The 24609-nt window shown below is 68.6% G+C and carries 21 protein-coding genes; 5 read left to right on the top strand and 16 right to left on the bottom strand.

The features are described from left to right. Positions 1 to 5 precede the first annotated feature (5 nt). From RCH21_RS02480 to ffh, 12 genes are all read right to left on the bottom strand, one after another. Entirely contained in the window at positions 6 to 746 is a 741-nt protein-coding gene (locus tag RCH21_RS02480; RefSeq protein WP_326963055.1) for a ribonuclease HII, read from the bottom strand. Beyond that, a complete protein-coding gene (gene lepB / locus RCH21_RS02475; protein ID WP_326963054.1) occupies positions 743 to 1618 on the bottom strand; it encodes a signal peptidase I in 876 nt (291 codons plus the stop codon). The genes RCH21_RS02480 and lepB (RCH21_RS02475) overlap by 4 nt, the downstream gene beginning before the upstream one ends. Before the next feature lie 87 nt (positions 1619 to 1705). Continuing rightward, positions 1706 to 2326: a signal peptidase I gene (gene lepB / locus RCH21_RS02470; RefSeq protein ID WP_326963053.1), complete on the bottom strand. Its 621-nt coding sequence runs from the start codon at positions 2324 to 2326 to the stop codon at positions 1706 to 1708. 73 nt (positions 2327 to 2399) lie between these two features. Beyond that, on the bottom strand, positions 2400 to 2759 hold the full coding sequence (gene rplS, locus RCH21_RS02465; protein ID WP_120147823.1) for a 50S ribosomal protein L19: 360 nt from the start codon (positions 2757 to 2759) through the stop codon (positions 2400 to 2402). 212 nt (positions 2760 to 2971) lie between these two features. Beyond that, entirely contained in the window at positions 2972 to 3763 is a 792-nt protein-coding gene (gene trmD, locus RCH21_RS02460; protein WP_326963052.1) for a tRNA (guanosine(37)-N1)-methyltransferase TrmD, read from the bottom strand. Then, positions 3763 to 4362 (bottom strand): ribosome maturation factor RimM, encoded by a 600-nt coding sequence (rimM, locus tag RCH21_RS02455; RefSeq protein ID WP_326963051.1) that lies wholly within the window; start codon positions 4360 to 4362, stop codon positions 3763 to 3765. Before rimM ends, trmD begins: the two co-directional genes overlap by 1 nt. A 116-nt stretch (positions 4363 to 4478) precedes the next feature. After that, positions 4479 to 4724 (bottom strand): RNA-binding protein, encoded by a 246-nt coding sequence (locus RCH21_RS02450; protein WP_105030847.1) that lies wholly within the window; start codon positions 4722 to 4724, stop codon positions 4479 to 4481. 1 nt (position 4725) lies between these two features. Beyond that, the gene (gene rpsP / locus RCH21_RS02445) at positions 4726 to 5127 is read right to left on the bottom strand and encodes a 30S ribosomal protein S16 (RefSeq protein WP_120147826.1); all 402 of its coding nucleotides are present in this window, start codon (positions 5125 to 5127) and stop codon (positions 4726 to 4728) included. A gap of 153 nt (positions 5128 to 5280) precedes the next feature. After that, positions 5281 to 6180 carry a VOC family protein gene (locus RCH21_RS02440; RefSeq protein WP_326963050.1) on the bottom strand — a complete coding sequence of 300 codons (900 nt, stop codon included), beginning with the start codon at positions 6178 to 6180 and terminating at the stop codon, positions 5281 to 5283. 57 nt (positions 6181 to 6237) lie between these two features. Next, the gene (locus tag RCH21_RS02435) at positions 6238 to 7374 is read right to left on the bottom strand and encodes an amidohydrolase family protein (RefSeq protein ID WP_442784648.1); all 1137 of its coding nucleotides are present in this window, start codon (positions 7372 to 7374) and stop codon (positions 6238 to 6240) included. Continuing rightward, positions 7371 to 8078, bottom strand: a complete 708-nt coding sequence (locus RCH21_RS02430) for an alpha/beta fold hydrolase (protein ID WP_326963049.1) — start codon at positions 8076 to 8078, stop codon at positions 7371 to 7373. Before RCH21_RS02430 ends, RCH21_RS02435 begins: the two co-directional genes overlap by 4 nt. A 49-nt stretch (positions 8079 to 8127) precedes the next feature. After that, the gene (gene ffh / locus RCH21_RS02425) at positions 8128 to 9705 is read right to left on the bottom strand and encodes a signal recognition particle protein (protein WP_326963048.1); all 1578 of its coding nucleotides are present in this window, start codon (positions 9703 to 9705) and stop codon (positions 8128 to 8130) included. A 212-nt stretch (positions 9706 to 9917) separates the two neighbouring features. Here ffh and RCH21_RS02420 point away from each other — a divergent pair, with 212 nt between their 5' ends. Then, entirely contained in the window at positions 9918 to 11357 is a 1440-nt protein-coding gene (locus RCH21_RS02420; RefSeq protein ID WP_326963047.1) for a glucose-6-phosphate dehydrogenase, read from the top strand. Positions 11358 to 11438: 81 nt separating this feature from the next. On the opposite strand, the gene RCH21_RS02415 is transcribed toward RCH21_RS02420, so the two are convergent. The 3 genes from RCH21_RS02415 to ftsY all read right to left on the bottom strand — a co-directional run bounded on the left by RCH21_RS02415 (position 11439) and on the right by ftsY (position 14492). Then, on the bottom strand, positions 11439 to 11777 hold the full coding sequence (locus RCH21_RS02415; RefSeq protein WP_120147830.1) for a P-II family nitrogen regulator: 339 nt from the start codon (positions 11775 to 11777) through the stop codon (positions 11439 to 11441). Beyond that, positions 11774 to 13099, bottom strand: a complete 1326-nt coding sequence (locus RCH21_RS02410) for an ammonium transporter (RefSeq protein WP_326963046.1) — start codon at positions 13097 to 13099, stop codon at positions 11774 to 11776. Before RCH21_RS02410 ends, RCH21_RS02415 begins: the two co-directional genes overlap by 4 nt. 199 nt (positions 13100 to 13298) lie before the next feature. After that, positions 13299 to 14492: a signal recognition particle-docking protein FtsY gene (gene ftsY, locus RCH21_RS02405; protein ID WP_326963045.1), complete on the bottom strand. Its 1194-nt coding sequence runs from the start codon at positions 14490 to 14492 to the stop codon at positions 13299 to 13301. A gap of 134 nt (positions 14493 to 14626) precedes the next feature. Between ftsY and RCH21_RS02400 the strand changes: the two genes are divergently transcribed. Further along, entirely contained in the window at positions 14627 to 15904 is a 1278-nt protein-coding gene (locus RCH21_RS02400) for an MFS transporter (protein ID WP_326963226.1), read from the top strand. 57 nt (positions 15905 to 15961) lie between these two features. On the opposite strand, the gene smc is transcribed toward RCH21_RS02400, so the two are convergent. After that, on the bottom strand, positions 15962 to 19579 hold the full coding sequence (smc, locus tag RCH21_RS02395; RefSeq protein WP_326963044.1) for a chromosome segregation protein SMC: 3618 nt from the start codon (positions 19577 to 19579) through the stop codon (positions 15962 to 15964). Positions 19580 to 19814: 235 nt separating this feature from the next. Between smc and RCH21_RS02390 the strand changes: the two genes are divergently transcribed. From RCH21_RS02390 to RCH21_RS02380, 3 genes are read left to right on the top strand one after another with little or no spacing between them, the layout of a single operon-like run. Then, complete coding sequence (locus RCH21_RS02390) at positions 19815 to 20840, top strand: 3-oxoacyl-ACP synthase III (protein ID WP_120147835.1); 1026 nt, start codon at positions 19815 to 19817, stop codon at positions 20838 to 20840. A 29-nt stretch (positions 20841 to 20869) separates the two neighbouring features. Next, complete coding sequence (locus RCH21_RS02385) at positions 20870 to 23611, top strand: alpha/beta fold hydrolase (RefSeq protein WP_326963225.1); 2742 nt, start codon at positions 20870 to 20872, stop codon at positions 23609 to 23611. Further along, positions 23608 to 24576 carry an NAD-dependent epimerase/dehydratase family protein gene (locus RCH21_RS02380; protein ID WP_326963043.1) on the top strand — a complete coding sequence of 323 codons (969 nt, stop codon included), beginning with the start codon at positions 23608 to 23610 and terminating at the stop codon, positions 24574 to 24576. The genes RCH21_RS02385 and RCH21_RS02380 overlap by 4 nt, the downstream gene beginning before the upstream one ends. The last annotated feature ends 33 nt before the right edge of the window (positions 24577 to 24609 follow it).

Raw genomic sequence — 24609 nt, 5'->3', positions numbered from 1 at the left:
GACCATCATCCCTCAATATCGACGCGTGGCATGTCGGGCCTGTCCATGCTTCCCAGCCGCCAGGTCTTCCGGTGATACTCACTGGGCCCGACGGCGTCGATGGACCCCCTGTGCGCCTCGGTGGCGTACCCCTTGTTCACGTCCCAGCCGAAGGCGGGGTGCTCGGCAGCGAGAGTCACCATCAGGGCGTCGCGCTCCACCTTGGCGAGCACACTGGCTGCAGCGACACTCAGGCACGTGAGGTCTGCCTTGATCTTCGTGTGCACGGGCGCCGCGCAGGCGATGGTTCCCACCGGCGGTGCACCCTCGTCCGTCTGGAAGAGCACGCCCTGTGATCGGGCGGAAAGCCAGTCGTGATTGCCGTCGAGGACGACGACATCCGGAGTGACGGTCTTGAGGACATCGGCCCAGGCCCGGCTTCCGGCGGCCCGCAGGGCGGCCATGAGGCCCAACGCATCGACCTCGGCCGCGGTCGCGTGTCCGACGGCGGACGCGACGGACCAGCGCCGGATGCGTGGCACCAGCGCCTCACGCTGGGATGCCGGCAGCAGCTTGCTGTCGCGCACTCCGCGAAGTCCGGCCGTAGCGTCGAGGTCCACGACGACGATACCCACCGATACAGGTCCGGCCAGCGCTCCCCTGCCCACCTCATCGCAGCCGGCGACGTAACGGTGTCCGTCCGCCCCGAATGATTTCTCGAAACTCAGGTTCGGGGCGGTGGATCGCTTCCTGCGCGGTGCTGTCATCGTCCTGCCGGAATCAGCTGTGCCGCAGCCTCCGGTTCGGGAATTCCACCGAAGACATCGGGATGGTTGCCGAGGAAGCCAATGCGATCGAGAGGCCAGGCGATGACGGCCGCCTTGCCCTCGATGTCATCGACGCTCACGAACCCCTCCCCTGGCTTGTCGCGGTTGGCACGGGAGTCGGCGGAGGCATTGCGGTGGTCGCCCATGACCCAGATCCTGCCGTCGGGCACGACGACGTCGAACGGCACGTCCGACGGGTTGGCGCCGGGATAGAGGTAGGGCTCGGTCAAGGGCTCGCCGTTGACCGTGATGCGGCCCTGGGCGTCACAGCAGATGACATGGTCACCGGCCAGTCCGATGACGCGCTTGACGAGGTGCTGATGGGACTCGTCCGGAGCGAGGCCTATGAAGATGAGGGCTTCCTTGAACCAGCCGATGTCCGTCCCGGCCTGAGGTGGCAGCCACTCCTGCTCGTCACGGAAGACGACGATGTCACCGCGCTCGAGGTCGAAGGGCTGCGGCACGAGCTGGTTGACGAAGATGCGGTCGTCGATCTCGAGGGTCTCCTCCATGGATCCCGACGGGATGAAGAAGGCCCGGAAGAAGAAGGTCTTGATGAGGAAGGACAGCACCAGCGCGATCACGACGATCGTCGCGATCTCCTTCAACCATGCGCCGACCCCGTGGTCGGCCTCCTTCTTGTCCCGTGGCGACCTCGCGAATCCCTTGCCGGGGGCACCTGAGACCTCGGCAGCGTTGGAGGCGTTGGGTGCGACGGCGCCATCGCCGGCCTCGGAGGAGTCGGGATCGACGGGGTGTGGTGCGGGTGCCTCGGCTCCCGAGTGTGACTTCCTGCGGAAGCTCCGTGCCATGTGCGAAATGTCCTCTGTAGTCGTGATACCCGGGGGCTACCCCACCGGACGCGGTTCTGCGGCGTCGACGCCGCTGAACCGCCGGGCTCAGCCGACGTGCTGCTCGATCGGGGCGAACCGGTCAAGTGGCCAGACTAGCTGAAACGCCCGCCCGATGATCCGGTCCTCGGCGATGAGGCCGCCGCCCGGAGCACCCAGGAGTGCCCGCGAGTCCATGGATGCCGATCGATGGTCTCCCAGCAGCCATACCCGGCCCTCCGGAACGACGACGTCGAAGGCCTGATCGCTCGCCACATCCCCCGGATGGACGTACGGCTCGTCGATCGGGTTCCCGTTGAGCGTCAGCCGACCGTCGGCGGAGCAGCATACGACGTGGTCCCCCCCGACCCCGATGACGCGCTTGACGTACACCGTGTCGCTGCCGGACATCCCGAGCCATTGGCTCACTCCGGCAGCAACCTGCACGGGAACGCTGCGCGGATCCGTGATCGGATCGAAGGACCCTCGCCCGTCGAAGACGACGATGTCTCCGCGCTCCACTGCTCCGCGCTTCTCCTCGAGCTTGCTGACGAGGACGCGATCGCCCTCGGCGAGCAGGGGTTCCATCGACGCTGACGGGATGAAGTAGACATCGAGGAGGAAACCGCGGATCAGTCCCGTGAGGACAGCGGCGAGGACGACGGTGGAGAACACAAAACGCCAGCCCACACAATGGGACCGGCGTTTCGCGTGCGCTCCAGCCGAAGGGCGGAAAGCAGGTTCTTCGTGCACTGAAGAAGAGTTACTTGACCGTCTTGGGGTCGCGCTTCTCCTTGATCTTCGCTGCCTTGCCGCGCAGATCACGCATGTAGTACAGCTTGGCGCGGCGCACATCACCCTTGGAGACGACCTCGATCTTGTCGAGGACCGGGCTGTGGACGGGGAACGTACGTTCCACGCCGACACCGAAGCTCACCTTGCGGACCGTGAAGGTCTCGCGGATGCCGTCGCCCTGGCGTCCGAGGACGAAGCCCTTGAAGATCTGAACACGGGTGTTCTTGCCTTCGATGATGTTCACATGGACGTTGACGGTGTCGCCGGCGCGGAAGTCCGGGACGTTGTCGCGGAAGGATACGGCGTCGACGGAATCGAGAATATGCATTTTCGTGCTCCTGGTGAACGCCACAGGTCATTCACGTGGGTCACGGCGGACAATGACCGGACGCGAGGTCAGGGCAATACCGCCGAAGTAGTGTCCGACCGATCCGATGATTCGGCGGCCGGTGTGTGGAACTGTTGGCTGGACGCCCCCTGTGGCAGGGTCCGGCCCAGTGGACACAAACAACCATTCTTCCACAGCGATCGGTTCAACCGCTAATGCGGAGGCCGCACGAGCCTGCCGTCGACGACGTCGAATCCTGCGGCGCGTAACGCCTTCATATCTGCTGGGGACAGGGTAGCGGCCTCGACGTCGGCGAGGAGGTCCGGCCGCCGCTCGGCTGTCCGCTGGAACTGCTCCACCCGGCGCCATTGCGCGATCTTCGCGTGGTTGCCGCTCAGCAGCACCTCCGGGATGTCGCGCCCGCGCCAGGATGACGGCTTGGTGTAGACCGGGTACTCGAGCAGACCGTCGGAGTGCGACTCCTCGACGAGGGACTCGGGGTTGCCGACGACGCCGGGGATCAGCCTTCCGACAGCCTCGACCATGGCCAGCACCGCGACCTCTCCCCCATTGAGGACGTAGTCGCCGAGGGACACGGGACGGACGTCGAACTGCCCTCGCGCCCAGTCGATCGCCCTCTCGTCGATACCCTCGTACCTGCCGCAGGCGAAAACCAGGTGGTCCAGATCGGCGAGCTCGTGGGCCATCGCCTGGTTGAAGACCGCTCCGGCCGGAGAGGGGACGATGAGCGTCGGTCGTCCCGCTGCGGTCGGGGACTCTGCCACCACGGCCTCCAGGGCGAGCGCCCACGGCTCCGGCTTCATCACCATGCCCGCACCGCCACCGTAGGGTGTGTCGTCCACCGTCCGGTGGCGGTCCGTGGTGAACGTGCGGAGGTCGTGGACCCGTACATCGAGGACGCCGTCCTGCCGCGCCTTGCCGATGAGCGACAGGTCGAGTGCGGCGAGGTACTCCGGAAAGATGGAGACGACGTCGATGCGCACTAGCCGCGCGCCTCGCCGGGCGTGACCTCGGGCCCGACCGCTGATGCGGCGTCCACGTCATCGCCGTCGTCGGGCGCCTGGTTGGACCCGGGGGTATTCAGGTCGAAAAGCCCCGCCGGCGGAACGATGACGATGTAGCCGGCCTTCGGATTCACCTCGGGCACGATGTCCGCGACGAATGGCACCAGTGCCTCATGTCCGCCTGGCAGTTCGACGACCAGCAGATCCTGCACGGCCATGGTCCTCAGCGCCGTCACCTTGCCCACGGACTCGCCGTCCACGCGGGCGTCCAGGCCGACGAGCTCGTGCTCGTACCAGGCGTCGTCGTCGTCATCCTGCGCACCAGCGGTGTCGATGAAGAGCTGCGCGCCCCGCAGGGTCTCGGCCTGGTTGCGGTCGGAGACCTGCTCGAAGGCAACGATCAGGATGTCCTTGTTCCACCGGGCCTTCGCCACGGTCAACTCCGTCACGGCGGCTCCCTCGACGCGGAAGGTCCCCCCGGCATCGAATCGGGCTTCAGGGGCGTCCGTGAAGAGCTGGACGGTGACCTCTCCCTTGATTCCGTGGGGCTTCCCGATCCTGGCGACGAGTACGTCCATGGTGGTGCTCCTGCTGTTGTGCTGATGCGGATTCGGGTGATTAATGCGATCGGCCCCACCACCGGGTCCTGGTGGTGGGGCCGATCAATGCCGTTCGTCGGTGAAGCTCGGGCCGGTCAGCCCCGGCGGCGGTCGGTGTCGACGACGTCGACCCGTACGGGCTCGCCGTCCGCGAGTGCGGCCACCACGGTGCGTAGCGCACGGGCGGTGCGCCCTTGGCGACCGATCACGCGCCCCAGGTCCTCCTGGTGCACGCGGACCTCGAGCGTCTCGCCGCGACGGTTGTTCTTCGCGGCGACCCGGACATCGTCAGGGTTGTCGACGATGCCGCGGACGAGGTGCTCCAGAGCTTCGGCCAGCAATTTACTCTGCCTCGGTCGCTTCCGGGGCGTCGTCGTTCTTCTTCGCCTTCGACGTGATCGCCTCGGGGACGATCACCGAACCCTTCTCGGGGGCCACGAACGCTGCCTTGGGTGCCTTGGTCCTCAGGGTGCCTTCCTGGCCCTTGAGTCCCTTGAACTTCTGCCAGTCACCGGTGATCTTGAGCAGGACGGAGACCTGCTCGGTCGGCTGAGCGCCGACGCCGAGCCAGTACTGCGCACGCTCGGAGTCGATCTCGATGAACGAGGGCTCCTCGGTGGGGTTGTACTTGCCGATCTCTTCGAGGGCACGGCCATCACGCTTGGAGCGTGCATCCATGACGACGACACGGTAGAACGGTGCGCGGATCTTGCCCATGCGCTTGAGGCGAATCTTTACGGCCACTTGTGTGGTCACTCCTTGTGAATAAAAAGGGCGAACCCATCATCCTGCTCCCGTGGGGCGGGCCATTCATGGGGGTTCAGAGGACACAATGCACGCGCAGAGAGAGGGGCTGCACGGATCGAGTACGGATCCATTGTGCCAGACCGCCGTGCTTTAGGCGATTCCGTCGAACGGACCGGCGACGGCGACGCGGAGCTGATTGCGCCACGGGTCCTCGAAACGCAGTTCGGCGCCCGTGTGATGACTACCGAAACCCGCGTGGGAGAGGCGATCGGCAAGCGCCGCCACCTCGTCGGCCACGGGGACCCGGATGAGGACCTCACCGAGCCCGAGGGTGTCCTTGCGCGGTCCGGCTCCCCGGCTGTTCCAGACATTCATGGCCATGTGGTGGTGGTAGCCGCCGGCAGACACGAAGAGCGCCTGGTCGTGCCACCCCGCGGTGCGCTCGAATCCGAGCACGTCCACGTAGAAGCGGTGCGCCGCGTCCACGTCACCCACCTGGAGGTGCACGTGCCCGACGGCGGCACTCCTCGACTCCGCCTGCGCCACCGCTGCCTCCGTGAGGTGCTTCTCGATGTAGCCGCGCGGCGGGAGTGGCAGGCTTCCCATCACCACCGTGCGGCCACCCCGCTCGTCGCGCGACCAGTCCCAGGTATCCCTTGGCCGGTCCACGTACAGCTCGATGCCGTTGCCCTCGGGATCGGCGAAGTAGAAGGCCTCGCTCACGAGGTGGTCGGCGCTGCCCACATAGGAGCTCAGTGGATGCCGCGCGGCGGAGGCGACGACGGCGGCGAGGTCCGCCTGATCCTCGAAGAGGAGAGCCGTATGGAAGAGGCCTGCCTGGCCGGGCTGTGCCAGGTGGAGGTGACGCGCAGCTTCCAGGCGGACCACCGCCCTCCCCCGGCGTCCCAGCACGACGGCGTCGGTGCCGTCGTCGAGCACCTCGAGGGCGAGGGCTGTCCGGTAGTAGGCGGACATTCCGGCGAGATCACCGACCTTGAGCGTCAGCGTTCCCATGGTGGTGTCTGTGGGCAGCAGATCCTGCGTGGACATCGAGGCTCCTTCTTATGCGGATGGGTCAACACCTGCATAACTACTTGAAGCTTCAAGTTACTCCGCGGGGTTACGGCTGAGGTCCTCTCCGCGCAGCACGACGGCCCGGAGGGAGGCGAGCGTCGTCACGTCGATGCGGGGATCGGCGGAGCACACGATCGCGTCGGCGCTCGCTCCCTCCTCGATGCCCGGGAAGCCGAGCCAGGATCGCGCGGCCCAGCACGCGGCATCGACCGCGGCGGCGGCCCCGAGCCCGGCGGCGGCCAATGCCGCGACCTCGTCGGGAAGCCTCCCGTGCGGAATGACGCTGCCGGCATCGGTACCCGCGTAGACGGCGATACCGGCGTCGTGGGCCTGACGGACCATGGCGTGGCGACCGCTCCATAAACGACGCATGTGCGCCGCATAGTCCGGGTACTTCCCGGCAGCGCCGTCGGCGATATCCGGAAAGGTATCGATGTTGATGAGCGTCGGCACGATGGCGACGCCCTGCTCGACGAAGCGCGGGATGTGGCGGGGCAGCATCCCGGTGGCGTGCTCGATGCAGTCGATGCCGGCGTCGAGCATCCCGTCGAGCGTCTCCGCGGCGAAGCAGTGTGCGGTGACGCGCGCGCCCTCGGCGTGGGCGGCGGCGACCGCCTCCTGCAACGCGTGGGTCGGGAAGGCCGGCGCGAGGTCTCCGATGGATCGGTCGATCCAGTCCCCGACGATCTTGACCCAACCGTCTCCGGATCGCGCCTGCTCGGCCACCGCGGTGGCGAGCTGGTCCGGCTCCACCTCGACGGCGTAGTCGCGGAAGTAACGGCGGGTCCGTGCCACGTGTCGCCCTGCGCGCACGAGCCGGGGCAGGTCCGCGCGCTGCTGCACCCAACGCGTGTCATTGACCACGCCCGCGTCGCGGATGAGCAGGGTTCCCGCGTCCCGGTCCTGCAGCGCCTGCTGTTCGGCCAGCTCATCGGGCACCCGGCCCCGCCGGTCGAGGCCGACATGGCAGTGCGCGTCCACCAGCCCCGGCAGCACCCAGCCCTCGAGCGTCCGGCGCGGCCTGCCGGGCGGGCGACGGAAGGTGAACAGGCCGTCCTTCACGTAGACATCGGGAACCGTGTGCGACGGCGACAGCAGCACGGTGCCTGTGAGGTGCAGGTAGCCTGCGTCCCCGCGGCTCCCACCGCCCTCGCCGGAGAGTTCCCTCACGCCGCCACGTCCTGCCTCATGGACCGCAGGAACGCGCGGATCACCGCATCGCCCTCCGCCGAGTCATGGGGCCGATGCGCGCCCGGCGCCACCCGATGGACCGCGCCCGTGCCGGCGAGGTATCCGGCGACCTCCTCGTACAGCGGCTCCCACCCGCCCGTCAGCACGAGGGTGGGGACGCCCGGCACGATGGACAGCGGCGCATCCCACGGCGGACTCTGGAGTCGCAACCGGGCGGCGTCCCTCCGCGCGTCCGCGGTGGTGGGCAGGTGCGCGTCCGCGGAGAACACACGGCGCACGAACCTGCGGAGATACTCGTCGTCCGTCAACTCGTCCCGTTCGGCGAACAGCGGCGCCATCAGCTCGATGTGCGCCCTCGTCGCGGGGTGGTCGACGGTGAGTGACAGGCATGCAGGTTCGACCAGGGTGAGCGACCGCACCAGGTCCGGGCGCTCCACGGCGACCATCAGGGCCGAGACGGCGCCCTGCGAATGCGCGACGAGATGCCCGCCCTTTCCGAGGGCCTCCACCAGGATCTCCCCGTCACGGGCGTGGTCGGTCGGCAGCGGATCCTCGGAGAGCGAGTATCCGTGACGTCGGACGTACAGGCAGTCGAAGTCGAGCGACAATCCGTGCTGCCGGGGCCAGGCGGCAGCACCGAAGGAACCACTCCCGTGGACGAACACCACGCGCTCGGTAGCCATCAGGATCCCGGCACCGCATGGAACGGACGATCGGGCAGCACCGCGGATGCTACTTCCCGAGGAACTTCTCGAAGCCCTTGGGGAGATTCATGGCGGACGGGTCGAAATCCTCCTGGCCGCCGAAGGCCGCACCGGTGGGCGCAGCAGTACGGGCTGCGGCGCGGCGTGCCTCCGCCTCGCGGGCCTCCAGCGCTGCCTTGGCGGGGTTCCCCGAGCGGGGCTTCTTCTTCCCCTTGGCCGCCGTGGCCTTGCGGGGACTTCCGAACCCACCGGGGCCGGCCATGCCGGGCATCCCGGGGATCCCGCCGCCGGACGCCATCTTCTTCATCATCTTCTGCGCCTGCGTGAAGCGCTCCAGGAGGCCGTTGACCTCGGAGACGTGCACTCCGGAGCCTCGGGCGATGCGCGCGCGCCGCGAGCCGTTGATGATCTTGGGAGCGACGCGCTCGTGCGGGGTCATCGAGCGGACGATCGCCTCCACGCGGTCGATCTCGCGCTCGTCGAAGTTCTCCAGCTGCTCACGCATGTTGGCCGCACCAGGCATCATCATGAGCATCTTCTTCATGGAGCCCATGTTGCGGATCTGCTGCATCTGCGACAGGAAGTCGTCGAGCGTGAAGTCCTCCTGGTCGGCGAACTTCTTCGCCATCCGGGCCGCTTCGTCCTTGTCCCAGGACTTCTCCGCCTGCTCGATCAGGGTCAGGACGTCGCCCATGTCGAGGATGCGCGAGGCCATCCGGTCGGGGTGGAACAACTCGAAGTCGTCCAGCCCTTCGCCCGTCGAGGCGAACATGACGGGCTTGCCGGTGATGGAGGCGACCGAGAGGGCGGCACCGCCGCGGGCATCGCCGTCGAGCTTGGTCAGGACGACGCCGGTGAAGTTGACGCCCTCGTTGAAGGCGAGCGCCGTATTGACCGCGTCCTGGCCGATCATCGCGTCGATGACGAAGAGGACCTCGTCGGGGTTGATGGCCTCCCGGATATCCGCGGCCTGCTGCATCAGTTCGGCGTCGACGCCGAGGCGGCCCGCGGTGTCGACAATGACGACGTCGTGCAGGCGCGCCCGCGCCTCGGCGATGCCCTGACGCGCGACGGCGACCGGGTCACCCGTGGCTGACTCGAAGTCGGAGCTGACACCGGGGTGAGGTGCGAAGACGGGAACTCCCGCACGCTCCCCGTTGACCTGGAGCTGACGTACGGCATTCGGTCGCTGCAGGTCGCAGGCGACCAGCAGGGGGCTGTGTCCCTGGCCCTTGAGCCACTTGGACAGCTTGCCCGCGAGCGTGGTCTTACCCGCTCCCTGGAGGCCCGCGAGCATGATGACCGTGGGCGGGTTCTTGGCGAGGCGGATGCGGCGGGTCTCGCCGCCGAGGATCCCGACGAGTTCCTCGTTGACGATCTTGACGATCTGCTGGCCCGGGTTCAGTGCCTGGGACACCTCGAGTCCGAGGGCGCGTTCCTTGACGGAAGCCGTGAAGGAACGGACGACGGGGACGGCGACGTCGGCGTCGAGCAGGGCGCGCCTGATCTCGCGCACCGTCGCGTCGATGTCCGCCTCGGTGAGGCGGCCCTTGCCGCGCAGGTTCTTGAAGGTCGCAGTCAGCCGGTCGGAGAGTGAATTGAACACGTGCCGTGAACTACTTTCATCGGGGATCAGGGAGGCTCAACTCCCTAGGGTATCAACTGGCACTGCAGGAGGACCGACCGCGGGCGAGCCTGCCCCTCCGCGGATCGGCCGGGAGCTACACCATCGGCACGACCCTTCGCCCGGTGCGCACTCACGTCCCGGGTTTTGCCGCAGGGCGGGACACCCGCAGGGATAGGTGGCAAGGTGAAGACGTGGATACTCACTCACTCGCAGAACACGATTCCATCCCCGCCGAGGCCGAGACACGCGTGCAGACGCTGCTGATCCTCGGAGCCTCCGGTGACCTCACCGGACGGCTCCTTCTTCCCGGCCTCGCCCGGCTCATCCGCCTCGGGCGGGCCGACGGCCTGCACCTCGTGGGGGCGGGTTCCGACGACTGGACGGACGAACAGTGGCGTGAGCGGCTCGACGGGGCGTTCGCGCCGGCCCTCGCAAAGGCCGACGACGCCGGGCGAGCGGCGCTTCAGCAGGTGCGGGACGACAGCTCCTACCACCTGCTCGACGTGACCAGGGACGGCCTCGCGGAACTCGTCCGGACCCTCGAGGGGCCCGTTGCCATCTACTTCGCGCTGCCACCCGCCGTGAGCCAGATGGCCTGCAGCGCGCTTGGTCCGGGCTCGCTGCCGAGAAGCACCCGGCTCGTCATGGAGAAGCCCTTCGGCACGGACCAGGCGAGCGCCCACAGCCTCAACGACAAGCTGTCGAGGCTGGTCCCGGAGCAGAACATCCACCGTGTCGACCATTTCCTCGGCAAGGCGACCGTCTTCAACATCCTCGGGCTCCGTTTCGCCAACCGCATCCTCGAGCCGGTCTGGAACAACCTGCACATCGAGAAGGTCGAGGTGATCTTCGACGAGGACCTCGCGCTGGAGAACCGGGCGCGCTACTACGACGGCGCCGGGGCGCTGCGGGACATGATCCAGAGCCATCTGCTGCATGTCATGGCGCTGCTGGCCCTCAACGCGCCGTCGACCCTGCACGAGCGTGACCTGCGCGACCACATCGGGTCCGTGCTGCGGGCGAGCACGGTGAACCTCGACGACCCGACCAGCAGCCGTCGTGCCCGGTACACCGCGGGCACGATCGGCGACCGCGCGATCCCCGACTACGTCGCGGAACCGGGCGTGGACGCCTCCAAGGGTACGGAGACGCTCACGGAGATCACGGTGTCCATCAACAACCAGCGCTGGTCCGGCGTCCCGTTCGTCCTGCGCTCGGGCAAGGCGCTGGGGGCCAAGCGGAAGGAAGCCGTCATCACCTTCCGTCCGGTCAGCCACCTGCCCGTCGGCTTCACGGGCCAGGATGCACCGACCAGGCTCCGCATCGGGTTCGGCCCTGACACGCTGCAACTGGAACTCGACGTAAACGGACCCGGTGACATCTTCTCGCTGGACCGCGCGACCCTCAGTGCGGACCTCAACGAAACGGATCTCCTCCCCTACGGCGAGGTGCTCGACGGCGTCCTCGCAGGGGATCCGACCCTCTCGGTCCGGGGTGACACGGCGGAGGATTGCTGGCGCATCGTGGAGCCCGTCCTGAAGGCGTGGTCCGAGGACCTGGTGCCCCTCGAGGAGTATCAGGCGGGCTCCGTCGGACCCGATGCCTGGCCGTCCTCCCACGGGCGGGCCTGACACCTCCCGGACAGGACACACAGGACAGACACAGAGGGAGGGCCCCCACCTGCGTGGGGGCCCTCCCTCTGTGTCTGCTCTCTACAGTGCTGCGTCCCCGCGCTCACCCGTCCGGACGCGGACGGCCTCCTCGACCGGGATCACCCAGACCTTGCCGTCTCCGGCCCGCCCGGTGTTGGCCGTGGACACCAGGACATCGACGATGTCACTGACCCAGGCGTCCGCGACGAGGACCTCCACGCGGGCCTTCTGCAGGAGGTCCACGGTGTACTCGGCTCCGCGGTACACCTCGGTGTGGCCGCGCTGGCGGCCGTAGCCGCTCGCCTGGCTGACCGTGAGGCCCTGGACACCGTAGTTCTCGAGGGCCCCCCGAACTCCGTCGAGCTTGTCGGGACGGACGATCGCTGTCACCAGTTTCATGAATGTACGCCCTCCGTGACGTTCTGCTTCGTGGTCTGTGGCTGCTTCTGCTGTGTGAACATCTGCTCGGCGAAGGGGTGGAAGGATCCGCCGACCCCGAGACCGCCGAACTCGTAGGCCGTCTCCGCATGCTCCGACAGGTCCACTCCGGATACCTCGTTGTCGGGGCTGATGCGGAACCCGATGGTCTTGTGGATGGCGAGACCGATGATGGCGGTCATCACGGCGGACAGGGCGATCGCGATGGCGGCTGCCACGATCTGTGCGACGAGCTGACCGGCGCCGCCGCCGTAGAAGAGACCGCCACCTTCGCCGTCGACGGGCAGGGCGATGAAGCCGAGCGACAGCGTCCCGACGATGCCGGCGACGAGGTGCACGGCGACGACGTCGAGCGAGTCATCGAAGCCGAGGCGGTACTTGAGCCCGACGGCGAGGGCGCAGATCGCGCCGGCGACCAGACCCAGGCAGACGGCACCGACGGGGCTGACATTGGCGCAGGCCGGAGTGATGGCCACGAGACCGGCGACGATGCCCGAGGCGGCACCGAGGGACGTGGGGCGTCCGTCGCGGACGCGCTCGGTCATGAGCCAGCCGACCATGGCGGCTGCCGGAGCGGCCATCGTATTGATCCAGATGAGGCCGGCTTCCTCGGCGGTGCCCGCTGCACCACCGTTGAATCCGAACCAGCCGAACCAGAGGAGGGCTGCTCCCAGCATCACGAACGGGATGTTGTGGGGGCGCTGCGCCGGATCCTTGCCGAATCCCTGGCGCTTGCCGAGGATCAGCGCGAGGACGAGGGCTGCGACGCCGGCACTGATGTGCACCACGGTGCCGCCTGCGAAGTCGATCGCCTCGCCGACAGCACCTCCGACGGAGCCGTCAGCGCTCAGGAGGCCTCCACCCCACACCATGAAGGCGAGGGGGCAGTAGACCGCGGTGACCCAGATGGGGACGAAGATGACCCAGGCCCCGAACTTGGCGCGGTCGGCGATCGCGCCGCTGATGAGTGCCACCGTGATGATGGCGAACGTCGCGCCGTATCCGGCACCGATCAGGTCCTCGGTGCCGATCAGGCTGGTCAGTCCGAAGGACGTGAACGGATTGCCGAAGAGTTGCGCGATGCCGTCACCGCTGGTCATCGAGTAGCCCCACAGGACCCACACGACTCCCACCAGTCCGACGGCTATGAAGCTCATCATCATCATGTTCAGCGCTGCCTTGGCGCGGGTCATCCCGCCATAGAAGAAGGCGAGGCCGGGGGTCATGAGGAGTACGAGGGCGGCTGAGATCATCACCCATACGTGGCCTGCTGTCAGATCCATCAAACACGGTCCTTCCAAAGGGGCGGGTACTTCCCGCACCTCAAGAATGAGCGGGTCGTGTTTCCGTCCTTTGGGCTTCGCATTGCGCGCAGGTTACATCAGTCTCACGCACGTAAAAGCCGCGTGACGCCGATGTTTCCAGCACGTTTCCAGGGCCGGGATCCCTTGCTGATGGAGGCTCCAGGGTCTATGCCACGGCTCAGTTCAGCAGCGCGTCGACGAATGCCTCGGCGTCGAACGGTGCAAGATCATCCGCTCCCTCGCCCAGCCCGACCAGCTTCACGGGCACACCGAGGCTGCGCTGGATGGCTACTACGATGCCGCCCTTGGCGGTGCCGTCGAGTTTGGTGAGCACGATACCGGTGATGTTCACCACCTCGGCGAACACGCGTGCCTGGGCGAGCCCGTTCTGGCCCGTCGTCGCGTCGAGGACCAGGAGGACCTCGTCCACCGTGCCCTGCTTCTCGATCACGCGCTTGACCTTGCCGAGCTCGTCCATCAGCCCGACCTTGTTCTGCAGGCGACCGGCGGTGTCGATCAGGACGACGTCGACCTCCTGGTCGATGCCCGCCTTGACCGCCTCGAAGGCGACGGACGCCGGGTCGGCACCGTCGACGTCGGACTTGACCGTCGGCACGCCTACGCGGGCGCCCCAGGTGGCCAGCTGCTCGGCTGCGGCTGCGCGGAACGTGTCTGCCGCTCCCAGGATGACGTCCTTGTCGTCGGCGACCAGCACGCGGGCGAGCTTGCCGACGGTGGTCGTCTTGCCCACTCCGTTGACCCCCACCACCATCACGATGGCCGGCCGGTCGGCATGACGCTGCGTCGCTAGCGAGCGGTCCATCGACGGGTCGACCAGCTTCACCAGCTCCTCACGGAGCATGTCCTTGACCTCGGCGGGACTGCGACTGCCTGCCACCTTCACACGCTCGCGCAGGGCGTCGACCAGCTCCATGGTCGGCTCGGTGCCGAGATCCGCCATGAGGAGGGTCTCCTCGACCTCGTCCCACACGTCCTCGTCGATCCTGTCCCTGGACAGCAGTGCGAGCAGGCCCTTGCCCAGCGCGTTGTTGGACCGGACGAGGCGGGCACGCAGGCGTGCGAGCCGCCCCTGGACGGGGTCGACGGTGTCGAGGCTCGGCCCGGCAGGGGCACCTTCGAGACCGCTGAGATCGTCGGGGACGAGGACGTCGGTCGTGGTGCCGTCCGGGCGCTCGAGCACATCCGTGGACGTCGAGCCGTGGGCACCGCCGGTGATCTGGTCGTCAGGATCGCGGGGGGAGGAGTACAGGCCCGGGGGCGTGCGCCTGCCGCGTACCAGCAGGGTCACCACTGATCCGATCACGGCGAGCGCGAGGATGACGAAGATGACAGGCAGGAGGATATCGTTCACCGATCCACCTTCTCATATGGTCCGTATCCCGCAGGGGCTGATTGAGCGTCCGCTCGCTGCAATGACAGAATGCGAGGACCATGGCCCGACCTCCGCGCGCGCGCAAGAACTCCCCCTTCTCGACCTTCTCCCCGATGAAGCGGAGGGGGCACAGTGCCCCACCCGCGGCCAAGCAGCAGCGCATACCGAGGGAGATCAGGGTCCTCATCGCCGCGGCCTTCGTGATTGCCATCGGGTTCGGCCTGGTGGCTCCGATCCTCCCCCAGTTCGCCCGGAGCTTCGACGTCGGTGTCACCGCCGCGTCGGTGATCGTCAGCGCCTTCGCCCTCACCCGGCTCCTGTTCGCCCCGGCGGGCGGCTGGCTCGTCGAGCGGCTCGGCGAGCGCCCCGTCTATATCGGCGGGCTGCTCATCGTCGCGATCTCGACGGCGGCGTGTGCGTTCGCGGGTGACTACTGGCAACTGCTGGTGTTCCGGGGTCTCGGCGGCATCGGATCGACCATGTTCACGGTCTCCGCGATGGGCCTGATCGTCCGGCTGGCACCGCCGTCGATCCGCGGGCGGGTGTCCGGCGCCTATGCCACTGCCTTCCTCCTGGGCAGCATCGGCGGACCGATCCTCGGCGGGCTGCTCGCAGGGCTGGGACTCCGCGTTCCGTTCCTCGTCTACGCGTGCGCCCTCGTCGTCGCGTCCGCCGTCGTCTTCACCCAGCTGAAGGGGACGTCGCTGGCCGACCGGAAGGCCGCCAGGGAACAGACTCCCCTGACGGTGCGTCAGGCAGTCACGGACTCCGGCTACCGGGCGGCCCTCGTCTCCAGCTTCACGAACGGGTGGTCCTCCTTCGGCATCAGGATGGCCCTGGTGCCGCTCTTCGCGTCGGCGGTGCTGGATGCCGGCCCGCAGATCGCGGGCATGTCCCTGGCGTTCTTCGCAGCGGGGACCGCCCTCGCGCTGACGATGTCCGGGCGGCTCGCCGACAGCATCGGCAGGAAGCCGCTCGTCATCACCGGACTGATCGTCAACGGTTCCGCGATGGCCGCGCTCGGCTTCTCCGGCAGCGTCGTGGTCTTCCTCGCGATCTGCGTGGTCGGCGGTATCGGCACGGGCCTGCTGAATCCTGCGCAGCAGGCAGCCGTCGCGGACGTGATCGGCAACGGCCGGAGCGGCGGCAAGGTGCTGGCCGCCTTCCAGATGAGCTCCGACCTCGGCGCGATCATCGGCCCGATCGTCGCGGGCGTGATCATCGACCGCCTCTTCGTCGGCTCCTACGACGTGGCCTTCGTCGTGACGGGTGCATTGGCGATAGCAGCCGCGGCCGTATGGTCCGGCTCCCGCGAGACCCTTCCGCCGCAGTTCCGCGCCGCCGCGCGGACCACCACGTGCGACGACACGACCCGGCGTCCGGAGTCCTAGGGCGCCCCTCCACCCCGAGGCCACTCCGCGGTCACCCCGGGGCCACCGGTGCGCCCGCTAGTCGAGGACCTTCCCGACCTCCGCGGCGAGCCGCTGGCTGACGACGGTCGAGACGCCGTCGCCCTGCATGGTCACGCCGTAGAGCGCGTCCGCGACTTCCATGGTGCGCTTCTGGTGGGTGATGATGATGAGCTGGCTCGATTCGCGGAGCTCCTCGAAGATCGTGATCAGCCGACCGAGGTTCGTGTCGTCGAGTGCGGCCTCCACCTCGTCCATGACGTAGAACGGCGATGGCCGCGCCTTGAAGATCGCGACGAGCAGGGCCACCGCCGTAAGGGACCGCTCGCCTCCGGAGAGCAGTGACAGCCGCTTGATCCTCTTGCCGGCCGGCCTTGCCTCCACCTCGATCCCGGTGGCGAGCATGTCGGTGGGGTCCGTCAGGACGAGGCGGCCCTCCCCGCCGGGGAACAGCGTGGCGAAGACGCGCTCGAACTGCTCGGCGGTATCCCGGAATGCCGCGGTGAACACCTGCTCCACGCGCTCGTCGACCTCGCGGATGATCTCCAGCAGGTCCTTCCGCGTCGCCTTCAGGTCCGCGAGCTGCGTGCTGAGGAACTGGTGCCGCTCCTCGAGGGCCGCGAACTCCTCCAGGGCCAGCGGATTGACCCGGCCCAGCGCGGCGAGATCACGTTCGGCCCGCTTCAGCCTTTGCTCCTGCTGCTCGCGCACGAACGGGATGCCCTCGGGGACCGCATTGCCGTCGTCGTCGACCGGCGTGCGCAGGGCGGCCCACTTGTCCTTCGTCGCGGGATCCTCCGGAACAGGGAGGTGGGGACCGAACTCCTCAACGAGGTGATCCGGCGTGAGACCCAGCTCCTCGATGGACCGGTTCTCCAGCGCTTCGATCCGCAGCCTCTGCTGCGCCCGCGCGAGTTCGTCGCGGTGGACCGAGTCCGTCAGCCGGGCGAGCTCGACGCCGAGGTCCGCGTTCGCCGTGCGGACCTCCTGGAGCTCGGTGTCCTGCTGGTCGCGCAGCCGCTCGGCGTCGTCCCGCTGGTCCACTGCGACTGCTACCGAACCGGCGGCGCGCTGCTCGGCCCGGCGGGCAGCGGCTGCAATCGCCGCAGCCCTGATCGCCTGGGCCTTCCGTATCCTGGCCTTCTCCGCCGCCTGCTCCCTGGCCCAGCGCTCCGACTGTGCCGCGCGTTCGAGGGATACTGCCCGGTTGGCCAGTGCCGTTAACTGCTCCTCCCGGCTTCGCAGCGCCAGCCGTGCCTCCAGCTCTGCCTGCCGCGCAGTGACGGCGGCACCCTGCAGGGTGTCGCGCTGCTCGGTCGACGGCTCAGCTTCGACGGGCTGCTCCTGCAGGTCCTTCAGGCGCTGCGCCACCTCCTGCAGTCGGATCTCCTCCCTCGCGAGGTTCGCCTCTGCGGCGCGCTCGAGGGCCGTCAGGCGCTCGGCTTCGCCCGCGGCCGAGCGGAGGCCGGTATTCAGCTGGCCGAGCTTCTCGGCGACTGCCGCCATGCGGGCATCGGAGTCATGGAGGCGTTCGAGTGCGGCGTCGACACGCTGCTGCGCGGCCTGCCGACCCGCCCTTGCGGAGGACAGGCGGAAACGCAGGCGTTCGGTCTCGGCCACCACCCGGGCGAGATTGTCCGCAGTCTCCTCGGCCGCCGCCCGCAGCTCGAGGTAGCCGGCCGCCCCCGGAGTTCCTCCCCGGGCCGTGTGCCGGGAGACGACGTCTCCGTCGAGCGTGACCGCGATACCAGCGGTGCCGTCCTCGACGACGGCACGCGCCCTCCCGAGGTCCCGGACGACGACGACGCCCTGCAGCAGGTTCCCGATGGCTGCATCGAGCTCGACCGGCATGGCCACGAGATCGATCGCGGGGATGCCGCCGTCAGCAGCCGGCGCCGTCGGGGCTCCGGGCACCTTGACGGCAGCAGGTTCGATGTCCGCAGAACCGGGTGCGACGACGAGCGACACCTGGCCGGCGTCGTCGTGCTTCATGAGCTCGAGGGCCTGCACCGCCGCAACGACGCTGTCCACGGCGACGGCGTCTGCCGCACCCGACAGTGCCGCGACGACGGCCTTCTCGAAGCCAGGGGCCACCTGCAGGAGTTCGGCGAGCGGTCTGGACACGCCGTCGAGGCCGGCGGCCAGGAGTGCGCCGGAGCCATCGCGCTGCCGAAGCCCCTCGCGCTGTGCCTCGAGCCGGGCCGCGAGCGCGCCGCGTTCCGTCTCTGCGGTCCTTTCCTGCTCGACGAGCGCGTCGAGGTCGACCGTGACGGACGCGAGGAGGGTGGAAGCCTCCTCGTATTCGGCGTCGAGGCCCTCCTCGCCCTCCTCGTGACCGGCGACCTGTCCTTCGAGCGCCGCGAAGTCACGCTCGGCGGCGCGCCGTCGTTCTTCGGCTGCAGTGATGGAGGCCCGGAGCCGTCCGAGCTCGGCGACTGCGGACTCGACACGCGAGCGGGCCGCGCCCACCGTCCCGGCGAGCCGGGCGTCACCCTCCCGGCGATCGGCCGCCGCCCTGAGGAGCCGAGCCAGGCGGACATCCTCCGCGGCGGAAGCATCCTCGGCTGCACGCCGGACCACGAGCGATTCCTCGAGGACGCGTCGAAGCGTCTGCACCTCCCCCTCGAGGTCCGAGACCTCGATCCGCACGCGTTCGGCCTGCCGGTCGAGGTGATCCGGGTTCCGGGTCTGATCCGATTCGACCCCGCCCTGTCCCAGCAGGTGGCTGCGGTCCTCCGCCCGTGCGGCCAGCGCACCGAGCTTCTCCCGCACACTCGACAGGGCGTACCAGGTCTCCCGGGCACGGTTAAGGGCGGGAACGGCGGCAGCAGCAGCCTGTTCGAGGGCCGCCTGCCGCTGCCGTCCCGATCCGAGCTGCCGCTCCACCTCCTCTCGGCGTGCCTGGAGGGCCGCCTCGGCAGCGACGTCCCGCTCGAAGCCGGATCGGAGGTGGACCAGCTCATCCGCAAGGAGGCGGGACCGCGCGTCACGGACGGCGAACTGGACCTGCTGGGCCCGCCTTGCCACCTCCGCCTGTTTCCCCAGAGGCGTCAGCTGGCGTCGCAGCTCACCGGTCAGGTCGGAGAGCCGCGCGAGGTTCGCCTGCATGGCGTCCAGCTTGCGCACGGTCTTCTCGCGGCGCCGGCGGTGCTTGAGAATCCCGGCAGCCTCCTCGATGAAGCCGCGTCGATCCTCGGGTGTGGCATGCAGCACCTTGTCGAGCTGGCCCTGGCCGACGATGACGTGCATCTCGCGGCCGAGCCCGGAGTCGGAGAGCAGTTCCTGGATGTCGAGGAGACGGCAGTTCTTGCCGTTGATCGCGTACTCGGAGCCGCCCGCGCGGAACAGCGTCCGCGAGATGGTCACCTCGGAGTACTCGATGGGGAGTGCGCCGTCGGCGTTGTCGATGGTCAGGGAAACCTGGGCCCGTCCCAGCGGAGCCCGGCCCGACGTGCCGGCGAAGATGACGTCCTCCATCCTGCCGCCGCGCAGGGTCTTCGCGCCCTGCTCCCCCATCACCCAGGCCAGCGCGTCCACCACATTGGACTTGCCGGAACCGTTGGGCCCGACGACGGCTGTGACGCCCGGCTCGAAGTCGAAGGTGGTCGCCGAGGCGAAAGACTTGAACCCTCGCACGGTTAGACTCTTCAGATGCACAGTGTCAGGATCTCCAGGTGGGGTAGGACTTCCCCAATCTACTGGAACGCACCGACCGTGCGGGGTATCGGGCGGCGGACAAGACTGCTGGGCCCTATTAATCCGAGTGACCCGCCCGCGCAATAACAAGTAGGCTTACAAAAGTTCCAGCAGTATTCAAAGGCGTCCAGGCCGATCCATTCGTGGGTACCTCACGGCCGTACACCGGCGCTGACCAGTTGACGAGGCAGGAAATTTGACCGGTAACGCGACGTTTCGACATGACAACACGGCCCTGCTTGCCGTCACGAGTGTGGAGGCGCCGGTAGTCGTCACTTCCGCAGAGTTCGACGAACGGCTGGCACCCAGTCTCAAGAGGCTCCGGCTCTCCAAGCGGCTCCTCGAGCGCGTGGCAGGAGTCACGGAGCGTCGATGGTGGTCCCCGGGCTCCGACTTCGACGACGCCGCGATCGAGGCCGGCGCCAAAGCAATGGCGGAGGCCGGGATCGAGCCGAGCGACGTCGGTCTGCTCATCAACACCTCGGTGACCCGGCGCAATCTCGAGCCGTCCGTCGCCGTCAAGATCCACCACTCCCTCGGACTTCCCTCCTCCGCCATGAATTTCGACCTGGCGAACGCATGCCTCGGTTTCGTCAACGGGATGACCCTCGCCGCGAACATGATCGACTCGGGTCAGATCAAGTACGCCCTGATCGTTGCCGGCGAAGACGCCCAGAAGACGCAGGAGGCCACCTTCAAGCGCCTCAACCGCGAGGAGTCCACGCGGGAGGACTTCCTCAGCGAGTTCGCGACCCTCACCCTCGGGTCCGGCGCGGCCGCCGCCGTCATCGGTCCGGCAGACCTCCACCCCGGATCCCACCGCATCCTCGGCGGAGTGTCCCGCGCGGGCACCCAGCATCATGAACTGTGCGTGGGCGGGGTCGACGGTATGTATACGGACACGAAGGGCCTGCTCGACGGCGGCCTGGAACTCGTGGTCACCGCGTGGCACGAGGCGCAGTCGGATGGCTGGAAGTGGGACGCGATGGATCGCTACGTGACGCACCAGGTGTCCAACTCCTACACCAACGCCATCATCAAGGCGGTGGATCTCGAGCGCGAGCGAGTCCCCATCACATTCCCGCACTGGGGCAATGTGGGCCCGGCATCGCTGCCGATGACGCTGGCGCAGGAATCCCAGTCGCTCAATCCGGGCGACCGCGTGCTGTGCCTCGGCGTGGGTTCGGGCCTCAACACGTCGATGATGGAGATTGCGTGGTAGCACTCCCCGGCATCGATCCCTCGTGGTCGATGTACGTCGACGTGCCCTCGACCAGCGGCGCCGATGCCCCGGGAACACGTCACCGCTGGCATTACCTCGACAACGGCGTAGGCACCGATGGCTCGGCCGTGAAGGGCACTCTCCTCTGTGTCCATGGGAATCCGACCTGGTCCTACCTCTGGCGGACCTACCTCGCAGCCGGTCTGGCGGAAGGCTGGCGCGTGATCGCCGTGGACCAGCTCGACATGGGCTACTCCGGGAGGACGGGTGTCTTCCGCCGGCTGGCGCACCGCATCGCCGACCTCGAGGACTTCGTCGGCGCCGTCGGCCTCAGTGGGCCCCTCGTGACCGTCGGCCATGACTGGGGCGGCGTCATCAGCCTCGGCTACGCCCACCGCAATCGCCAGGGACTCGCGGGCGTCGTCCTGACCAATACCGCCATCCATCAGGACCCGACCCGCCGGATCCCGGCGCCGCTCAGGCTCGCGCTGGCCCCCGGCGTGCACCATATGGGTACCCGGGCCACCACCGCGTTCCTCGACGTAACGCTCGCCCTTGCCCGGCCGGCGCTGGAGCGTGACGTCCGCAAGGCCTTCCGGGCTCCCTACCGCAGAGTGGCGGACCGTCAGGGCATCGCGAATTTCGTCTCCGACATACCTGCCGATCCCTCCCACCCGAGCTACACCGCCCTGACCGGAACGGCGGAGGGTATCCGCAGCATCGACGTCCCCGTCCTGATGATGTGGGGTCCGCATGATCCCATCTTCTCCGACCCGTACCTCGAGGATCTTGCGCAGCGGTTGCCCCATGCGGATATCCACCGCTTCGAACGGGCGGGCCACCTCGTCCAGGAGGACGCCGACACCGCGTCCACGGCAATGGAGTGGCTGGAAGCCCGGTCGGTCGGGAACACCGCGCCCGGCCTCCGTCCTGCCGTCGACGACAGGACGGGTGGCACGGCGACGAATGCTGCCGCGGACGAGAACGCCCTTTCCGGTGGCGCCGCGACCGGAGAAGCTACCCCCTACAGGCCGCTCGGCCGGCGGATCCACGAGCTTGCCACCGGCCCCGACGGCGAGACCACGGCCGTCGCCGAGATGAAGCCCACCGGACCACCACGCGTGCTGTCCTGGCGGGAACTCGACGACGACGTCGCCGCTGTCGCCGCCGGCCTGGCCTCGCTGGGCTACGGACCGGGCAGCAGGGTGAGCCTCCTCGTCCCGCCCGGAGTGGACCTCACGGTCCTCATCTACGCGTGCCTGCGGATCGGCGCGATCATCGTCGTCGCCGACGCCGGCCTCGGCACACGTGGATTGAGCCGTGCCGTCAGGGGTTCGGCGCCCGATGTCGTCATCGGCATCGAACGCGCCCTCATCGCCGCACGGGCCTTCGACTGGCCCGGGCGAAGGATCAGCGCCGCTCCCCTGTCCGCGGTACGGCGACGAGCACTGCGCGTGGACGCATCCCTGAACGACCTGCGTGCCGCCCGTCCCGCCGACGCGACACCTGAACGATCCGATGCCGATGCCGATGCCGCTATTCTCTTCACGTCCGGCTCGACCGGCCCTGCCAAGGGCGTGGTGTACACCAACCGCCAGCTCTCCGCGATGCGGGATGCCGTCGAGTCGACACTCGGTCTGGGCCCTGGCAGTTCACTCGTCGCCGGTTTCGCTCCCTTCGCCCTCCTCGGCCCCGCACTGGGAGCCACGTCCGTGACACCGGACATGGACGTCACCGCACCCCGGACGCTGACGGCGCAGGCGTTGGCCGACGCAGCCGCAGCGATCAGCGCGAACGTCGTCTTCGCCTCACCGGCGGCCCTCCGGAACGTCCTGGCCACCTCGTCGGATCTCTCAGCCGATGGCAGGACAGCTCTCGGGCCGATCGCGCTGATGCTCTCGGCGGGCGCACCGATCCCGGTTCCCCTCCTGGAAGCCGTGCAGGAGCTGGTCCCCGCCGCAGCACTCCACACGCCGTACGGCATGACGGAATCGCTCCTGGTCGCCGATATCGACCTCGATGGGATCCGGCGCGCTGCAGCAGCCGCTGACGCCGGGCTCGACGGCGCCGGCAACGGCGTGTGCGTCGGGTTGCCGGTCCACGGCGCCCGGGTGGCCATCAGTCCGCTCGGGGCCTTCGAGGGACACAGCACGTCCGACAGTGATCATGACGGCGGTCCGGACGGCGGCCTGCGCGGCGGCCCCCGCGATGACTCCCGCGACGGCGAGGCGGTCGGGCCGCCGACCACGACGCCCGGCGTGACCGGAGAGATCCTCGTCGACGCGCCCCATGTGAAGGACCGCTACTTCCGCCTGTGGAAGACACAGCAGGACTCCGCCCACACCCGTCCCTGGCACCGCACGGGCGACGTCGGACACTTCGACGCCGATGGCAGGCTATGGGTCGAGGGCCGTCTGGGTCACGTCGTCACGTCGCCCGCCGGGATCGTGACACCTGTCGGACTCGAGCAGGCACTGGAAACCCTCGACGCCGTTCGCCTCGCCGCCGTCGTCGGCGTCGGGCCCGCGGGTACCCAGGCCGTCGTCGCAGTCGTCGAGACCGCATCGGCAGGACGACGGCCGCAGCTCGCTTCCGCACCACTGGCCGCAGCAGCCCGCGCCGTCGCCCGGCAGCGGGGCGTCGAGGTGTCGGCCGTCATCGAGGTAGCGGCGCTGCCGGTGGACATCCGCCACAACGCGAAGATCGACCGCGCGCGCGTCGCTGCCTGGAGCGCCCGCTTCCTCTCGGGTGGGCGGGCCGGATCCCTGTGACGGTCCTCGTCACCGGGGCGAGCGGCATGCTCGGCCGCGCAGTCGCAGAGCACCTCCTCGGCCAAGGTGAGGCGGTGCGGTGCTTCCAGCGAAGGCCCTCGGGTGTCGGCGGAGCAGAGGACGTTCTCGGATCGATAGAGGACGACGACGCCGTCGAGGAGGCCGTCCGCGGGTGCACCGCGGTGATCCACCTCGCAGCGAAGGTGTCCTTCACCGGGCACGCCGCCGAGTTCGACCGCATCAATGTCCAGGGTACGGATCGGCTGCTCCGGGCGGCAGAACGTGCCGGAGCCCCCGACGTCGTCCACGTCTCCTCACCGTCCGTGGCTCACGGCGGGACCTCGCTCGTGGGCGCTCCTGCCGGCCGCGCGGATCCTGATCACGCACGGGGCCACTACGCCCGCACGAAGGCGTCAGCCGAGCTGCTGGCCCTCGATCGTTGCTCGGCTTCGTTCCGGGTGGCCGCGGTGCGGCCCCACATCGTCTGGGGCCCGGGCGACACCCAGCTCGTGGAACGCGTCCTCGACCGCGCGCGAAGCAAACGCCTCCCACTGCTCGACGGCGGCACCGCCCTGATCGACACGACCTACGTCGACAACGCAGCGTCGGCGATCGTCGCCTGCCTGCGGAGGATGGACCAGGCGCGGGGCCTGTCCCTCGTCGTCACGAACGGGGAGCCCCGCCCTGTGGCAGAACTGCTCGCCGGAATCTGCCGTGCCGGGGGCGTCACCCCTCCGGAATGGTCCGTACCGGGAGCTGTGGCGCGGGGCGCGGGCGCCATCATCGAGCGTGCCTGGCTCGCCCTCGGGCGATCGGATGAACCCCCGATGACCCGGTTCCTGGCCGAACAGCTCTCCACCGCCCACTGGTTCGACCAGCGCCGTACCCGGGCCGTACTCGATTGGCAGCCCACGATATCCGTCGACGAGGGCTTCGAACGGCTCGGGACGTACTACCGCCGCTGAGGGTCCGACGCATTCGTCACGGAACAGCGCGGC

This window comes from Arthrobacter sp. PL16, assembly GCF_035985055.1.
GTDB lineage: Bacteria > Actinomycetota > Actinomycetes > Actinomycetales > Micrococcaceae > Arthrobacter_D > Arthrobacter_D cheniae.
This window is presented reverse-complemented; position numbering and strand designations above follow the sequence as displayed.

Bases quoted from the DNA above. Each gene is read 5' to 3' on its own strand.
- RCH21_RS02480 (WP_326963055.1), bottom strand. From the start codon at position 746: ATGACAGCACCGCGCAGGAAGCGATCCACCGCCCCGAACCTGAGTTTC.
- lepB (WP_326963054.1), bottom strand. From the start codon at position 1,618: ATGGCACGGAGCTTCCGCAGGAAGTCACACTCGGGAGCCGAGGCACCC.
- rplS (WP_120147823.1), bottom strand. From the start codon at position 2,759: ATGCATATTCTCGATTCCGTCGACGCCGTATCCTTCCGCGACAACGTC.
- rimM (WP_326963051.1), bottom strand. From the start codon at position 4,362: ATGGACGTACTCGTCGCCAGGATCGGGAAGCCCCACGGAATCAAGGGA.
- RCH21_RS02440 (WP_326963050.1), bottom strand. From the start codon at position 6,180: ATGTCCACGCAGGATCTGCTGCCCACAGACACCACCATGGGAACGCTG.
- RCH21_RS02430 (WP_326963049.1), bottom strand. From the start codon at position 8,078: ATGGCTACCGAGCGCGTGGTGTTCGTCCACGGGAGTGGTTCCTTCGGT.
- RCH21_RS02415 (WP_120147830.1), bottom strand. From the start codon at position 11,777: ATGAAACTGGTGACAGCGATCGTCCGTCCCGACAAGCTCGACGGAGTT.
- RCH21_RS02410 (WP_326963046.1), bottom strand. From the start codon at position 13,099: ATGGATCTGACAGCAGGCCACGTATGGGTGATGATCTCAGCCGCCCTC.
- RCH21_RS02400 (WP_326963226.1), top strand. From the start codon at position 14,627: ATGAAGCGGAGGGGGCACAGTGCCCCACCCGCGGCCAAGCAGCAGCGC.
- RCH21_RS02385 (WP_326963225.1), top strand. From the start codon at position 20,870: ATGTACGTCGACGTGCCCTCGACCAGCGGCGCCGATGCCCCGGGAACA.